We start from the raw sequence: 17,119 nt of genomic DNA, 5'->3' as shown, positions 1-17,119 counted from the left end.
AGGTTCACAATATGGAGTACTAGGAAGCGTGAAGCTCGGACAAAAGCTTGAAGTATCCAATGAACAAAACGGATTCTTCCAAATTAGCTATAATGGACAAACTGGCTATGTTGCAAAAGCATATCTTTCCGAAACACCGGTAGCAGCTGCAGTTCCTGCAACTCCTGCTCCTGCACCAACGCCATCTACAGCTGGATCGAATAATGCAGCATCATTGCTGTCTTATGCAAAATCATTAGTTGGCACACCTTATGTCTGGGGCGGAACAACTCCATCGGGATTTGATTGCAGCGGCTTTGTTTATCACGTTTACCATAAGTTCGATAGTTCATTTGGACGTACTAACACAGCAGGTTATTGGAGCAGCCTAACTAAGACGACAAATCCACAGCCTGGTGATCTTGTTTTCTTCCAAAACACCTATACTGCTGGTCCTTCTCATATGGGGATTTACCTTGGAGGCGGCAGCTTTATCCAAGCTGGAGATTCCGGCGTTGCCATCAGTTCTCTCAGCAACCCATATTGGCAGCAGCATTTCTTAGGTTATGCAAAAACGAACTAAAAACAGTTTGTGCGATTTGTATATTACTATATCAATTGTTTGAATTATAAATCTATTACTCTAGGAGAGAAAATAGATACCCATTTGTACGCATATTAAGAAAGGCAAAAGAATGTTTTCCAGCAATAGGACGTTCTTTTCCTTTTGTTTCATAATTTATTTTAAGGACGGGAGCAGATCATGAGAGCTATACAATGCTCAAACGGGAAATCGTTTCTCGTCTTTAAAGAAAACTTGCCGACTGGCGAGCCTAGCTCTTGGGCGAAGACAGAGGCGTAGCCCTACTTATACTTTATTCCTAAAATTTCTCACTACGTCGAATTGTCTTCTAGCTAGAAATTGACACGTTCTTAAAATGTAAAGAAAAATTGTAGTAGATACACTGGAAAATCGACGCACAATCATTATTCTAAAAAAAAATTCAACTCCCATCATGCGGAATAAAATCGTTTTTTCACTCTATATCAATGTAAAACAAAAAAGAATACGATAATCCCCTCGATTATCGCATCCTTTTTGTTGTGTGTGGTTATTACCTTAAAAATATGCCGATTTCTTCATCCCCATAAAGAAAACAGCCGCTGTGGAATTTAAATCCTTAGTAACAGAAGGAAGTTCTTTCCCCTATTACTGCTCTAAACAGTATATTGAATCATACCCCGCTCTGTTTGAAAACGCTTCCGATTACTAATATAATACATTTTTCATAAAGAATCAACCTATTTTTCCACAAACAGACAGTTTAATCCATTGTTTTTGTTGTACTTGTAAAAGTATAAATTTTCAGCTAGAAGCAAGCTTGATAAATCAGGGAATTTTAGGAATAAATCACAAATAGCAACTGCCTTATTCTATATCGACATTTACAGAAGATATTCGATTTATTTCTCAGGAAATAGACATGTTCGTCTGTTACATTCCATTTTTCGATAACGCTTACAAAACCCTTATTCCGCCAAGGTCCGACACCTATTTTCCCATTTTTTATACATTACAGAATGTTACATTGATATTACAGAAACTTTTTAGTTATGTAATTTTTCATTTTGCTAGTATAAAAGTTGCTATAATAATAGCAACTTAAACAACGGGCAACGGGGGAAATTATGAAGAAATTATTTGGCATGACAGCAGCTGCACTTTGTAGTCTTGGTTTTTTTGCATCTTCGGCGGATGCTGCAACAGTTGTAACAGCAAGTGCACTAAATGTTCGACAACAACCAACGACAAGCTCTGCTGTTGTGGGAAAAGTAACGAACGGACAATCTTTAAATGTAACACAACGCCTGAACGGCTGGCTTCAAATTCAATATAACGGAAAAACTGCTTACGTGAGCACGGCATATACAAAGGAAACTAGCAGCACTACTCCTGCTCCTACAGGCCAATTATATCACGTAAGTGCGGACGTCTTAAATGTACGTACTGGTCCTGGAACAGGCTATGGTGTTCTTGCACAGCTTCGTAAAGGAGCAGCTGTACATGTACTGGCTGATGCAGGAAATAGCTGGATGAAGGTTAACTATAACGGGCAAACCGCTTACGTATTTAGACCATACATAACGCCTGCAGCACCTGCAGCACCAGCTGTTGCCAAGGAATTTTATGCAGAAGCAACTGCTTATACACCATGGGAATCAACAACGGGCATTACCGCTACTGGCTACAATGTGAAGGCAAACCCGAATGTGAAGCTTATTGCAGTTGATCCAAAGGTAATTCCACTTGGCTCAAAGGTATGGGTGGAAGGCTATGGTGATGCGATTGCAGGTGACACGGGCGGTGTGATTAAAGGCAATAGAATTGACGTTTTAATGCCAACAACACAACAAGCTCTGCAATGGGGCCGCAAAACAGTAAAAGTGAAAGTCTACCAATAAAGCTTGAAACTATAAAGAAGTCTGCTTCTCTCATGGAGAAATAGACTTCTTTTTTGTCTATAATGAAAGAAGACCCGCCGAATTGGCAGCGAGCCAGAAATTTATGCTTTCTTAAAGATTAAGAAAAATACAAACAGCTGCTTAGTACCGACATGCAAACAATAGAAACGGAGGATTTGTAATGAATATACACGCAAAGCCAGACTGGATCGGCACCCCTCGCCGCTATCATGATGAACAAAATGAGGTTGTTGCTATCGACTTTTCATTAGCGGATAATGATAACCGCTACAGACTTATCATTCGGACAAGCGGCACTGGTGTGCAATATGAATGTAAACAATACGGTGTGAAGCCTGGCTCACAGAAGCCATACCCGATTGATATTCCATTTACAAATGAGATGATGCCGCTCGTTGAGGCGATTCTACAGGATCCTTACGTCAAAGCATGCCTCTAATTTGCTTCCTTGATGCTGGCTTTTGGAATGATGAACAAGTCGAGTCTCAGCGCCTAAAATTCTCATAATTCAAAAATTGGGCTATAATGAGTAGATGGAATTCTTTTTTGTACGGAGGGATTGTATGCTTCAGCATTCACTAGAAAAAGAAGATGTGTTATCGATGGCCGACACGATGATTGCAGAGCTGGATCCGAAGGCAGAATCGGATCGCTCCCTCATGGCAAAGGGGCTGCAGCTGTATCGGGAAGGCCGTGTATATAATGTTTCATTCAACGGCTTTGTGCTAGAAGGAACTGTAGAAGACGAAACCGGTGTGTATGATTCAGCTCTTCCCACCAACGATGCAGCAGAAGGCTCCTGTGACTGCTTTGAAATTGACTATTGCGAGCATCAGGCTGCTGTTTTGTTTTATGCCGCATCAAGCTTTGGACAAGTAGGAGAGATTTCAAAGCGGTTTAAGAATAAAGGAAAGCCTGCTCAGCCTCAGCTAAAAACAGCAAAGCAGCTGCTTCAGGCATCAACATTTGATGAGCTTGATTTTGATAGCTGGCTTCGTTATTTTGATCGGGAATTTACAAGCTTTAAAGCAGAACAAAATAAATATTCATATCGAAAAATGTACTATCTCATGAGCATCTTTGAAGATTTTTATATGAAGCTGTTGAAAAAAGCGCCGCGCTCCGCTGCGCTGCGTGAGCTGTTTGAGCTTAGTGCTGCGCTTTTTTCCTTTGAGCGTTTGCTTGAAGCGGCAGAGCAATATGCGGCAGAACAAACCTACTCCTACTTCAGCCCAACTGCAGTGGCGCACCGCTTTATTGACGAAGTCGAAATGCATATTGAAAAAATAAAAACCACTGCCTTTCCGCTTGCATTTGAGCCGCTCTTAAAACGAACAAGTGATCTTGTGCATTCCTTGTTCTTTTCGCATACTCTTTGCCTGCAGGAGCGCTTCTTTTTGTATCGCTATCTTTGGACAGACGTATTGAATCAATCAGACTGGCTTCTAGAAGAGCAAACAAAGCTGGAGGCAACAGAGCCCTCTCTTCTTCGGTCACTTGCCCTGTCACATGTCCTCTTTCTCTACCAAAAGGATACAGAAGCAATGGAGCTGCTAGAAGCAGAGTCGGATATGCTTGTCGGCTTTTATTTCTACTGGGTTGAGGAATTATGTGCCGAACTTCAGTGGGACCGCGTCGAGCACTGGCTCTCGTTTTCATATAAGAAGCTCAAGCAATATTTGGCCAGAGCTGAAGACCAGTTTTTACAGAACGACATTGTCCGGCTGTTTCTCTCCTCCTACGAGTATTATGTGAATCACACAAACGACACTGGCGGATTTGAAACTATTTTGCAGGAGCTGCTTCCGTACAGCCTACGGCAATACGAAACATACCTAATTGCAAGAGGGCAATACCGTACATGGGCAGAGCTCCGGATGTTCGTCGGCTTTGAAACGCTCGAAGGCTTAAGAGAAGCATTAAAGGATGTAGAAAAAGAAGACCGTGAAGCAGTTCTTCCTTTATATCATCAGGGGGTAATCGATGCCATCGGAATGAAAAACAGGCAGGCCTATAAGCTGGCTGTTCGCTATCTGAAAAAATTACGTACTCACTACAAGAAATTGAAGCGAACGGAAGAATGGAATGTCTACATCACACAGCTTGCAGCTTCATTCTCCCGCTTGCGGGCATTTCAAGAAGAATTGAAGAAAGGAAAATTGCTCGATGAAACCTGAAATTACACTACGTCTAACAGGGGTAGGAAAAGCATGGTTTTTGTGGGGAGAGGATGAAACAGGAGCTCCCGTGTCGCGTTCCTCTTGGCTTCGTCATGCTTTTGCATGGCATACCTCATCATTTTACGGAACATTTCTGCAGGAAGAGTGCTATAAGGGACGCGAAGGTTTTATCCTAACCGCTGTTCAAGCACTTGAATATACAGCAAAGCGCCCAGCGAACTCCTTCGCTCCCTTACGCTACGGCATGGAAGCATGGATGCCTGAAAGTGCTGCGCAGGAAGCATGGAGTGACTACAAGGAAGGACTCTTCCTACCGGACATGGAGCATTGGGCAAACGAGCCGATTTGGAAGCCGGCACACGCCCTGGTCAACGGTTCGATGCTTGCACAATTATTTTCCGATGCGGTCAATGAAACACTGCACATGGAGGCCTTGCCAAGCGAGGAGTGGGAAAAAGCAAAACGGCTGTATAACCACCGTGAATTCTCCCTCAAGCAGCTGCTCGCTGCAGCAGATGAAGAGGATTGGCTCCGCAAAATTGGCTATATCGAGGATGATACACCGTTTACGATTAGTCTTCGCCTGCTAGAGCCCCATGAGGACGGGGAAATGTGGCATCTGGAAACAGTCCTTGTTCCAAAACGGGGGGCAAAGCGCTCATATGTATACGAGAATGCCGCTTCGCTCCCAAAACGCTGGCAAGGCCATGAAGACCGCATTCAAAACGCATACGAAGGCTGGGGAAAGCTCGTCCCATGGCTGCTGGAGGATGGAGTGTGGCGCCATGAGCTATTTGAAGAAGAAGCATGGCGCTTCTTAACAGAGGCAAGCAATGAACTATTGGCGGCTGGTGTGGATATTTTGCTGCCGTCCTGGTGGCAGGCGCTCGCCCAAAATGGCTTCTCGCTTCGGGCCAAGGTAAAAAGCGACACTGCACACGGCGGTCAATCCTTCTTTGGCATCAATACGCTTGTTAATTTTGATTGGCGCATCTCCACAAACGGCATTGAGCTGTCAGAGGAGGAATTCCGCCAGCTTGTCGAACAAAATCGCAGACTGATTAATATTAATGGACAATGGATTAAGCTGGACCCAGCATTTATCGAACAGGTAAAGAAGCTCATGGACAAAGCGGATCGCTATGGTTTACAAATGAAAGATCTTCTGCAACAGGAACTGCTTCGCGCCGATGCCGAGCTCGTGCAGGAGCTTGATGAGGATGATCCATTTTCTGAAATTGAAATTGAGCTGGATGATTATTATGAGGGCTTGCTGCACCGCTTAATAGAAATTGGTGAAGTGCCGCCGCTTTCGGTGTCAGAGCAGCTGCACGCCGAGCTGCGGCCGTATCAGCAAAAGGGTGTGGAATGGCTGCTATATTTGCGCGGCTTGGGATTCGGAGCACTGCTGGCTGATGATATGGGGCTAGGCAAGAGCATCCAAACCATTGCTTACTTCTTATACGCAAAAGAACATAGCTTAAGCCAAGGACCGGCGCTCATCGTTGCTCCGACCTCTGTGCTTGGAAACTGGCAAAGAGAGCTGGAACGCTTTGCGCCAAGCTTACGTGTTTCTCTTCATTACGGAAGCAACAGGCCAAAGGGTGATCAATTCTTGTCATCTCTACAAGACACTGATGTTGTTCTCACATCCTACGCGTTAGCTAATCTCGATGAACAGGAGCTTGCTTCCTATACGTGGAGCAGCGTTGTCCTTGATGAGGCGCAGAATATTAAAAATGCGCAAACGAAGCAATCCCGCGCCGTTCGCCATCTGAACGCCCATCATAAGATTGCACTGACAGGAACACCGATGGAAAACCGGCTTTCTGAGCTTTGGGCCATTTTTGATTTTCTCAACCATGGCTATCTCGGCAGCCTGCCGCAGTTTCAGCGCCGCTTTGTAACACCGATTGAAAAAGATAACGATCATTCGAAGATCCAACAGGTGCAGCGCCTCATTTCACCATTTTTGCTGCGCCGCACGAAGCAGGACCCGGATGTTGCGCTCAATTTGCCGGACAAGCAGGAGCAAAAAGAATATTGCCCGCTCACCGTCGAGCAAGCCTCTTTATATGAGCAGCTCGTTCAGGATACACTCTCTCATATCCAAACGCTCTCGGGCATTGAACGACGCGGCTTTATTTTGCTGATGCTCAATAAGCTCAAGCAAATTTGCAATCACCCTGCGCTATACCTAAAGGAAGCAGAGCCGCATGATGTGATTGAACGCTCAGAAAAAATGCAAAAGCTGCTGGAGCTTGTAGACAATATTCAGGATCGCAATGAAAGCTGCCTGATCTTCACGCAATATATCCGCATGGGAGATATGCTGAAGCAGCTCATCGAAGAAGCAACAGGAGAACGGGTTCTCTTTCTAAACGGCAGCGTTCGGAAGACAGAACGCGACAACATGATTGAACAGTTTCAAAATGGGCATTATAAGTTTTTCATTCTCTCACTAAAGGCAGGCGGCATTGGTCTGAACCTAACAGCTGCCAATCATGTGATCCACTACGACCGCTGGTGGAATCCTGCTGTAGAAAACCAAGCAACCGACCGCGCCTACCGCATTGGCCAAAAGCGATTTGTACACGTGCATAAAATGATTACGACCGGAACCTTAGAAGAAAAAATTGATGAAATGCTCGACCGAAAGCAATCGCTCAATGATGCCATTATTACAAGCGACAACTGGATTACAGAGCTAACAACAGATGAATTGAAGGAGTTATTAGGAGTGTAGCATGATGCAGCACTCCTTTTTCTTGTGCTGCTAATAGCTTTTGATATACTCCCCTTTCAGATACTTCATTTATGCTGATAAGACACGAATTCCTCCTAATCTGAAGGAGTTATGTAAAATCATGACGAATTATTTACACATAGATAGATATAAGTTCAAGTATGAAAATAAAAATCAGAATTTTTCGACATCTAAATATAGAAAACTCGCCGATTGGCAAACCCTGCCCTTGGATGAAGACAGAGGAGTGGTTGCCCTTATACTGTATTCCTAACATTTCTCGCTACGTCGAATAGTCTTCCAGCTAGAGATTTATACGCTTTTACAGCGCAAACTACCGCGCTATGCTTGCTCTGCTCTACATTTATACATAAGAAATGGTTGACACATTTGAAAATCCTGATATTTTTCAACAGCCTCAAATTTCAAAATAACACGTCCTATCCATAAGGAGGAGAACAAATGCAAACTTCAACTATTCAAGCAACTGCCACATTAACAATGGACGACTTCTTTGTACCAGCCGGGGCAAGCAGAAAAGCAAGGTTTGGAAAGAAACCAAAGAGAAAAATCTTTAAACTAGAGGGGATCCAATTAAAATTTATCAGCACAAGCTTTCTACAAAGAACGAAGAATAGCAACAAAAAGCCAGTTTTAAGAAGAGCGCTGACAGGATTTGTGTTCGTGAGCGGACTTTTGGTATATACTCATTCAGAAGCTTGTGAATGCGGAATGGATATTGCTTATCAGGTTCAGCCTGGGGACTCACCGAGCAAATTAGCGTCTTATTATCAGGAACTCTCTTGGCAGAGGGTCTTAGATGTGAACCAAGACAAATTGAACAAAAAAGGGCAGCTCGTTGCCGGAACGGTTATCACCCTGCCGCCAGCTGAGAAACTCAAAGTAAACAGAAGTAATTATATTACACAGCACCAGGTTGATCCTGATTCGTTATACATACCAGCAAGTCAAGAAACAGCAGTAACCCCTACTGCAAGTCCAATGATACAACAGCAGGTGCAACAACCTATCGCAAGTCCTGTAAATGCTACAAAAAAGACCATTCTTGATGTTAGCATTAAAAAGGGAGAAACGGTTAGCGAACTAGCTGCATTTTATAATGCGACACTGCAAGATATTGCAGCCGCTAATCCAGGACTTAACCTAAACAAGGTTAGAGCCAACCAGATTATTAAAATTCCTTCTGACGTCACAGTAGTCGTTGCCATTTGTTTAGGGGCAGGTGACGATGCAGTTGCATTTTCACCTCTAAATGGTGGAGAAACACTCGAATTAATCCCTTCACGACAAGGGATAGACTATACAAACGAATACTATAATAAAATTGTTGAAATCAGCTATACGGGCGACACACTAATTGGCATAAGATAAGACTATTAGAGAACACTCGCCGATTGGCGAAGACAGTGCCGTAGTTGCACTCGTAGAGTGTCGAGAAACCCAAGGGTTTCTCGACACTCTGATAAAAAAGGCCTTTAAAGGCCTTTTTATAGCGAACAGGTTTGCATGAAAATAACCAATGAGAACCCTAGATCCTTTCTTTCAAGGAAACCTCGATTATTAGTAAGTTTTTTACCCCTGCTATATTCTAAAGTTTCTTTTAATCATAAAAAGGAAGCAGAAATCGTTCTTTATTTATTATTTACTACAAAAACCGTATTTGCAGCATCCTTGCCCCTCTAGATTAATAAAAAAATGGTGTTTTGACGTAAAATCAAAAAAGAACATCATATTCTCTTCTCTAAGTTTTCACTTAAAGCATTTATAAAATAAGATTCCACATTAACTTTAACCACCCAAAGAATGAAATCCATAGTAGAACACTCAAAGGGGCTCCACACATTAAACCAATTAAGAAATTCCCTTGCTCTTCCATATAAACTCACTCCTCAACAGGTTTTGTTAATCATTTACATTCTTTAACTTTGTACATCAATCATATATGAAAACGTTTCCAATGTATATATTTTTTACAAAGTAGAATGCCTATATTACAAAATCCGTATTTGTTTAAATTTAAATATTTTCACTTAATACTAGTTTAATCTAGAGTTAAGTGTGAGTTATAATCAGGAGGAAGAAAGGAGCAGCGTCCGCTATGACTTACATTATAAAATTCATTTACGGATTCATTCTTCCGCCAGGGGGGTTCGTAACCGTATTAGTTCTTTTGAGTATTTGGCTATACCGACGGGAAAAATTAGCAGCTAAAGTGTTATTTATTATTACGCTGCTCCTTTACATATCTGTAATCCCTTTAACCGGGAATATCCTCACCCAAACATTAGAGCAACGTCATACACCGCCTTCCCAAGTGGATGGAGATGTCATTGTAATGCTAGGGGGTGGAGCCACACCCGATTCACCGGATATCGATGGGAAAGGCCAACTTTCCGGTAATGGAGCCAATCGGCTACTAACTACTATTAGACTTTACAATCAAACAAGATTACCTATTATCCTCTCGGGTGGTCAAGTATTTACAAGTTACGGAAATGAGGCTAATATCGCTAAACGCCAACTCATTAGCCTAGGAGTACCAGAAGAGAAAATTATCCTTGAAAACAAGAGTATTAACACTGAGCAGAACGCCAAATTTACAAAGCAATTATTGAAAAAACACAAATTGCACAACCCTATTTTGGTCACATCGGCCTTTCATATGGAACGGGCAGTAAGAAACTTTAACAATCTCGGGATTAGTGTACAACCCTATCCTACAGACTACCAATCGAGCCAAGATTTATCTATAGACCTAAATCAACTCACTCCTTCTCTCCAAACACCGTTATTTCTTGCAATTAAAGAATACGTAGGTATTGCAGCTTTATATTTGTGATTGTTGTATAGGAAAACTATGAGGGAGGAGATATCCCCTTAACTTCGAGGATTCTTAGGTGCTGTCTTCCAAGTTCTTCACACCTTCCATGGTCTTCACCCATATTCTCTGGGCTGGACTTTTACCAGCTATCAGACAATAGCTTAGCTGGGCGTGCAAAATATAAACGAAACGTCCTGGTTCTCCCAGGACGTTCCTTCTCCAAAGCATATTCCTTTTCTGTAGCTCCTATATACGGGCAGTTGAACCTCTACGCTTCCGTCTCATAAACAGCAACCGAGCGGCAAGTCCAAACGATCCTCCGACTGTATCTAAAACAGAATCCTGCCAAAGCGGCGTCCGATCCTTTGTAAACGACTGATGCACTTCATCAAATCCGGCATATGCAGCCGTTAAAAGCAGCGCAAGCATCACGGTCTGTCCATTCCTCATGGAATAATGGGAAAGTGCACGATGCAGTAGAATAGCTAATACAAAGTATACAGAGAAGTGTGCACCCTTTCGTAAAAAGAACTCTAAAAAGCCTGGTACTCCTAAATGGGCAATGCTAACCTCATGTCCTACATAACGAAAATCTACCCAAGAAAAATATTTCTCCACAGTATGCTCATCTACATATTGCGCAAATGTTGGTCTCATATCCTGCTTTTCGTATGGCTGCGAGGAAAAATAAAAAATCATCCCTACCCAAAGCAGCACTGGCAGCCATAGTTGCATCCATTTCTTCATTGCTAGTGTCCCCTCCATCTCCTCATCAGTTTACCATATATTTTTGAAAAGCGGACATAGGGCACGGCTCTCTCTATAACAGACAGGAAAAACAAATCTTTTTTCGCCGCTTAAGCCCATTTTCTCCCTTCGTATGTATATATCAGGCGAAGGAGGTGATAGAGATGGCAGTACAAACATTGATAACAGATGTAAGTGTACGCCTCGTCTTCAATGGCGGGATGGACATGAACGGCAAGCCTGTTTTGAAAAACAAGCTGTACAAAGGAATCAAGCCAAATGCACAGCCAGAAAAGGTGCATGAAGCAGCAATCGCCCTTGCTTCCCTGCAAACATACACACTAGACGCGGTGCAAATGCTAAGCACAAATGACGTAGCCCAAGCGTAATCAAGCGGTTAGCTCCTTGATATTCTTCATTGAGCTAGCCCTATCCTAAACCGTTTAAAGAAGGAGGAAGCACACATGCAGGTTCTTGAATTGCAGTTTTTGCGTGAGGATGGCAAAACCGTCACATTCACCATCGATAGCCCCATCACTCCTGTGAATGAGGCAGCGGTGAACAGCGTTATGGATACAGTGCTCGCAGCCGATGTCTTTTTAACACTCGGGCAAAATGCCCGCAAAAAGGGAGCTCGTATTGTCGAGCGTACTGTGGCAGAAGTTAAGCTGAATTAAATGTATAAAAGAGGGGGTCTCAGGCCCCCTCTCTTGTACATACTTCTAAGGTTTGTGTTGTTACAGTTAATAAGAATACCTCCCCAGAGGATTCCTACCTTTTAAGTTATTCAACAATAAGTTGATATCATAGGGCTTTAATCATTAAAATAAATGACCTCAGAAAGGATTTTACAGCCCTGAATTCTCTCGAAAGCTGCCTCGCCTCTCCCTCAACTTCAAATTCAAGCATGTTAACTTTATTTTTAGCATAAACAGTGATTACCCACATGAAACATTTCCTCCAATGAAAAATTATCCTGTAATCCTTTAGAATGGAGAGAGAACCCCAATGACAAAACCTTCTACTCTGCTAGACTTATATCCATCCTCTAAAACTAGAAGCCTCCACCATCTTTTTCAATCCGACCATATACGCTGCCAATCTCATATTAATTCCTCGAGTAATGGCCGTTTGATGAACCTGCAAAAAAGATGCCGTCAAGATTGCTTCGAGTTTAGTGTCGACTTCTTCCTCTGTCCAGTAATAACCTTGGTTATTTTGCACCCATTCAAAATAAGAAACAATAACACCACCAGAGTTTGCCAACACATCCGGAACAATTAATGTCCCTCTTTCAGTTAAAATTTCTGTCGCCCTTAACGTTGTCGGTCCATTGGCTGCCTCCACTACGATTTGCGCCTGAATATCCGCGGCATTTTCTTCGGTAATTTGGTTTTCAAGTGCTGCTGGCACTAAAATATCGCATGGTTGTATGAGAAGTTCCTGATTTGTGATCCTGCTTGAAAACTGCCTTGTAACCGTTCCAAACGAATCTCGTTTATCTAATAAGTAGTCAATATCTAGACCTTCCGGATCATATAAAGCGCCATACGCATCCGAGATCCCAACAACCCTCGCTCCCTCATCATGAAGAAACTTCGCCAGAAAACTCCCCGCATTTCCAAACCCTTGGATAATCACCTTGGAGCCTCTTATTTCTAACCCTTTCACTTTTGCAGCTTCTTTCATTGCGATAATCACGCCCTTAGCAGTAGAGGATTCTCTCCCGACAGAACCACCTAATACCAATGGCTTCCCTGTAATAAATCCAGGCGAATCAAACTCACGAATTCGGCTATATTCATCCATCATCCATGCCATAATTTGCGAATTCGTAAATACATCAGGAGCAGGAATATCCTTTGTTGGTCCAACAATTTGACTGATAGCACGAACATAACCGCGACTTAACCGTTCCAATTCCCGGAAGGACATTTCCCTTGGATCACATTGAATTCCGCCCTTTCCGCCTCCATAAGGAAGACCTGTAATTCCGCATTTAATACTCATCCACATAGAAAGAGCTTTTACCTCCTCCTCTGTCACATTCGGATGGAAGCGAATCCCCCCTTTTGTCGGTCCAATCGCATCATTATGCTGCGCACGGTATCCGGTAAATACTCTAACAGAGCCATCGTCCATTCTGACAGGAATCCGAACCGTTAGTAATCTGAGGGGTTCCTTTAATAATTCATATACTTCCTCTCTATATCCCATATTTTCAAGAGCTGTATGAATCACCTGCTGAGTGCTTTCTAACACACTCAGCTGTTCGTTTGTCTTCTGTTTTTCTCCTCTAATCTCGAATTGTTTCACACTCATTACGGTTCCCCCTCTATTTATCCCTACAAACTGTAGTTAACCCAGACCTACAAAATACTTAAAAGGTTATTTCGTGATAATCTCATCATCCTCATCATCATTTGGGCTGTCGGAATTAGATAAATCCTTTTCTAGCAGTACTACCTTCTCTCCCTCATTCCAGCTCACCTTATATCCCAATGACTCTGCGACTTTTATAACAGGTAAATACGATGTTTTATCCGATTTATATATTGTTAAATCTGCTGATTCAATAACACCTAAACCGAGCAATAATTTATCTGATTGAATAAAAGGTTTTCCATCAATTATCTTCATTTGCTTTGCCGTATATGGATACACGTTACCATTTACTTTAAAAGTAAACGGTCCTTTTTCCTCTTCTTTTATTGCTCTTGGCTCTTTAGACGTATATGATACTGCATCTACACCAAGCACCGTTCCTTCTCTTGTATCATCGGCTCCCCCATACATCTTTCCATTTTCATAATCAAAGATAACCGCCTGTACATTCCCAATATTTTGTGGAACTTCCTCAAACACATGGCCTTTTGCCATTAATTCTAATCTTGTATTTTGATCAATTCCTGGCTCCCATCTAACGGTAGGATAACCCCCTGAATAAATGCGAGGTGTTAAAATAGCTTCCTGGATTGGCATTTGATGATCAATAACGTTAAGAATCGTTTCAGCAACTGAGGCGATAATCGTTGGTCCCCCTGGGGAACCAATAGCCATAAACGGCTGACCTTCTTTTAAAAGAAGGGTTGGTGACATACTGCTTCTTGGCCGTTTTCTTGGCTCTACCTGATTAACGCCGCCTGGGGTCGCATCAAAATCGGTCATTTCATTGTTTAACATAAATCCGTAGCCTGGCACCATAATACCAGAACCAAATACCTGTTCGATCGTTGTCGTATAGGAAACCATATTTCCCCATTTATCCATAACAGAGAAGTGAGTTGTTTGTCCGATTGGGTTGCTCTCTTTTACTGTCACTTGAGAAGGGGAATCCTTGCCTTCATACTTCCATGGGTCACCCTCTTTAACAGCAGCAGTAGCCTTATCTGGATTAATAAGCTGTCTTCTTTCCTTTATATATTCCTCATCCAAAAGTCCCTTTGTCGGCACATCATAAAAGTCTTCATCTGCCATATAAGCCGCTCGATCAGCATAAGCCAAATGCATTGCTTCTGTGAGATGATGAAGATATGCTGGTGAGTTTACTCCCATCTTTTGTACATCGAAACCTTCCATTAGTTTCAAAATCTCCTGAACGGTCAAACCGCCTGAGCTTGGTGGAGCTGCACTGACAACTTCAAAGCCCCGATAATTCGATTTAACAGGCTCCCGTTCTTTCACTACATAGTTTTCTAGATCTTTTGTTGTCATTGTTCCGCCACGTTGTTGCACTTCTTTGACAAGTGCTTCCCCAATTTCACCTGTATAAAATGCCTTAGATCCTTGTTGTTGAATTAATTTAAGCGTCTTTGCTAAATCTGGCTGAACAAGGGTTTCTCCCTCTTTCAAAGGTTTACCATTGGGAACAAACACATTTGCTGCTGTTTGATATTTTTGGAGCTTCTGGACATTCTCATCAATATATTGGGCCATTGACCAGTTAACCTTAATACCTTTTTCTGCTTGCTCAATGGCTGGCTCAATCACTTGAGATAGCTTCATTGTTCCATATTTCTCAAGGGCTTCTTCAACCCCTTTTATCGTCCCTGGAACAGCTACTGCTTTTCCAGTTGTATGCCGCTCATTAAAAGGAACTGGTTGTCCTTTTTCATCTAAAAAAAGTTCAGGTGTGACGTTCTCTGGAGCCATTTCACGACTATCAAGCATAGTTATTTTATTTTCATCCTTACGATAAATCATCATAAAGCCGCCGCCACCAATGCCTGACATCATTGGTTCAACAACGTTTAACGATAGTTGAATAGCAGCTGCTGCATCAACCGCATTTCCACCTTGCTCTAATATTTTTTTACCCGCCTCAGCAGCTAATGGATGGGAAACCGATACTATTCCTTCTGTTGCTCCTTTTTTCATAGAATCATCTACCCCAGGAACGCTTGCAAAAGCTGGTGTAGTCAGACAAAAAAAGCTAAAAGTAACTAACATAGATTTTTTTAGGTATTTCATAGATAGTTCTCCTTTTATGTCTTTTAAAATCCTATAGCCTCTTGCAAAATGTATGAAAATAAACTTCTTCCCCTACAATAATTTCGAGAAATTGTAGTAATAAACAATGAACCAAAAGGTTAAGGTATTATGAGACCTCTTCACTTCTTGTTTTTATGCGATCTACTCTACCTGTGGCATTAAACTGGCCTTCCCACTTTGAGATAACAACTGCCGCTAATGAGTTTCCTACCACGTTTACAGCTGTTCTTGCCATATCCAAAAGACGGTCAATCCCAGCAATAAATGCTAACCCTTCTACAGGAATTCCAACCGTACCAAGCGTAGCCAGCAATACAACAAATGACACGCCTGGAACACCGGCAATCCCCTTAGATGTAACCATTAATACAAGCACTAACGAAATTTGTGTACCAATCGATAAATCAATGCCATACATTTGTGCAATGAAGATAGCCGCTATCGCCTGATACAACGTGGAACCATCTAGGTTAAACGAGTATCCTGTTGGAATAACAAATGAAGCAATTCCTTTGGGACATCCTAACTTCTCCATCTTGTTCATAATCCTTGGTAAAACAGTTTCAGAGCTTGCCGTGGAGTAAGCCAAGATAAGTTCATCTTTTAATAGTTTGATAAACTGAAAGATGTTGATACCTACCCATCTAGCTATAATACCTAATATACAAATAACAAAAAATATCATCGTCGCATAAACTAGAATCGTTAGCTTACTCAACGGAATGAGTGATTGAACACCGAATTTGGATACTGTCACACCAATCAGGGCAAATACACCGAACGGAGCAAACTTCATGATTTGATTTGTTACATAGAACATCGCATCAGCTGTACCTTCGAAAAACTTTAAAACCGGCTTCCCTTTTTCCCCAATTGCAGCTACTCCCATGCCAAATAACACAGAGAAGAAAATAATCGCTAGCATATTACCTTCTACCATTGCTTGAAAGACATTCGGAGGAACAATATGAACAAATGTTTCCGCAAAGCCGTGACTTTTTGTTTCTTCAGTTGTAGCAACATAGCTGCCGATATCGGTTTTCTGCAAGGATGACATATCAATACCACTGCCAGGCTGAAAAATATTTGCTGCTAACAACCCAACTACAATGGCAATAGTCGTAATAATTTCAAAATATAAAAGGGTTTTGCCACCAAGTTTACCGAGCTTTTTCAAATCGCCCACACCAGCTACACCAATAATTAAGCTTGAGACCACAATTGGGATCACAATCATTTTAATTAGACGAATAAAGATATCTCCGATTGGCTGCAGAAACTCCGCCACTTTTGGATTTTCAAAGAAAATGGCTCCTACAATAATTCCTCCAATTAACCCAATACAGATTTGCCATGCTAGCCCTATTCTTTTCATTCCAATACTCCCTTCTTTTTCTAGGATTTTGTAAAACCTTGTTTCCTATCATAATCGCTAACTTTTTTTAAAAACACATTTGCGTTATATTTTCTTACATAAACCACAGAGAAAAAAAAGAAAAAAAGTCGCCTTGTAAATCTAATCTCTTACTAACTTTGTATTGTGTAATGAATTCTAAAGCATGGCCTTAGCTACAAAGGAAACATGGAAACAATAAATGTTTAGTCTAGTCTGGGGTGATTAAAAAATGAAATGGAAGCACAAATGAAGAT

Annotated in this window: 14 protein-coding genes; 9 read left to right on the top strand and 5 right to left on the bottom strand. The window is 41.9% G+C overall.

What is annotated here, in order from left to right:
• The 7 genes from AAHB12_RS07865 to AAHB12_RS07835 form a co-directional block, all read left to right on the top strand.
• Positions 1–562: C40 family peptidase (locus AAHB12_RS07865; RefSeq protein WP_342044890.1), on the top strand; the 562-nt coding region annotated here is incomplete at its 5' end.
• A gap of 1,106 nt (positions 563–1,668) precedes the next feature.
• Entirely contained in the window at positions 1,669–2,442 is a 774-nt protein-coding gene (locus tag AAHB12_RS07860; protein WP_342044889.1) for an SH3 domain-containing protein, read from the top strand.
• Between the two features lie 181 nt (positions 2,443–2,623).
• Complete coding sequence (locus AAHB12_RS07855) at positions 2,624–2,902, top strand: DUF3910 family protein (protein WP_342044888.1); 279 nt, start codon at positions 2,624–2,626, stop codon at positions 2,900–2,902.
• Positions 2,903–3,026: 124 nt separating this feature from the next.
• A complete protein-coding gene (locus tag AAHB12_RS07850; RefSeq protein ID WP_129727612.1) occupies positions 3,027–4,640 on the top strand; it encodes an SWIM zinc finger family protein in 1,614 nt (537 codons plus the stop codon).
• Positions 4,630–7,389: a DEAD/DEAH box helicase gene (locus AAHB12_RS07845; RefSeq protein WP_342044887.1), complete on the top strand. Its 2,760-nt coding sequence runs from the start codon at positions 4,630–4,632 to the stop codon at positions 7,387–7,389. Before AAHB12_RS07850 ends, AAHB12_RS07845 begins: the two co-directional genes overlap by 11 nt.
• Positions 7,390–7,851: 462 nt before the next feature.
• Complete coding sequence (locus AAHB12_RS07840) at positions 7,852–8,781, top strand: LysM domain-containing protein (protein WP_342044886.1); 930 nt, start codon at positions 7,852–7,854, stop codon at positions 8,779–8,781.
• A 727-nt stretch (positions 8,782–9,508) separates the two neighbouring features.
• A complete protein-coding gene (locus tag AAHB12_RS07835; RefSeq protein WP_342044885.1) occupies positions 9,509–10,249 on the top strand; it encodes a YdcF family protein in 741 nt (246 codons plus the stop codon).
• A gap of 228 nt (positions 10,250–10,477) precedes the next feature.
• Here the strand turns inward: AAHB12_RS07835 and AAHB12_RS07830 are convergent, their stop codons facing one another.
• Positions 10,478–10,978 (bottom strand): VanZ family protein, encoded by a 501-nt coding sequence (locus AAHB12_RS07830; RefSeq protein WP_342044884.1) that lies wholly within the window; start codon positions 10,976–10,978, stop codon positions 10,478–10,480.
• 164 nt (positions 10,979–11,142) lie between these two features.
• On the opposite strand from AAHB12_RS07830, the gene AAHB12_RS07825 reads away from it, so the two are divergent.
• Both AAHB12_RS07825 and AAHB12_RS07820 read left to right on the top strand, forming a co-directional pair.
• Positions 11,143–11,367 (top strand): DUF1659 domain-containing protein, encoded by a 225-nt coding sequence (locus tag AAHB12_RS07825; protein ID WP_342044883.1) that lies wholly within the window; start codon positions 11,143–11,145, stop codon positions 11,365–11,367.
• Positions 11,368–11,442: 75 nt separating this feature from the next.
• Entirely contained in the window at positions 11,443–11,655 is a 213-nt protein-coding gene (locus AAHB12_RS07820) for a DUF2922 domain-containing protein (protein ID WP_342044882.1), read from the top strand.
• Positions 11,656–11,782: 127 nt separating this feature from the next.
• Here AAHB12_RS07820 and AAHB12_RS07815 read toward each other — a convergent pair whose 3' ends face one another.
• The 4 genes from AAHB12_RS07815 to AAHB12_RS07800 all read right to left on the bottom strand — a co-directional run bounded on the left by AAHB12_RS07815 (position 11,783) and on the right by AAHB12_RS07800 (position 16,844).
• Positions 11,783–11,926, bottom strand: coding sequence for a hypothetical protein (locus tag AAHB12_RS07815; protein WP_342044881.1), 144 nt, complete (start codon positions 11,924–11,926; stop codon positions 11,783–11,785).
• 87 nt (positions 11,927–12,013) lie between these two features.
• Positions 12,014–13,300, bottom strand: coding sequence for a Glu/Leu/Phe/Val family dehydrogenase (locus AAHB12_RS07810; protein ID WP_342044880.1), 1,287 nt, complete (start codon positions 13,298–13,300; stop codon positions 12,014–12,016).
• A gap of 66 nt (positions 13,301–13,366) precedes the next feature.
• Complete coding sequence (gene ggt, locus AAHB12_RS07805; protein ID WP_342044879.1) at positions 13,367–15,448, bottom strand: gamma-glutamyltransferase; 2,082 nt, start codon at positions 15,446–15,448, stop codon at positions 13,367–13,369.
• Positions 15,449–15,575: 127 nt separating this feature from the next.
• Positions 15,576–16,844 (bottom strand): cation:dicarboxylate symporter family transporter, encoded by a 1,269-nt coding sequence (locus AAHB12_RS07800; protein WP_342044878.1) that lies wholly within the window; start codon positions 16,842–16,844, stop codon positions 15,576–15,578.
• Positions 16,845–17,119 lie beyond the last annotated feature (275 nt).

Source organism: Bacillus sp. OTU530 (assembly GCF_038440375.1).
Note: the sequence above shows the minus strand (reverse complement) of the source record. Positions and strands in the feature narration are given on the sequence as shown.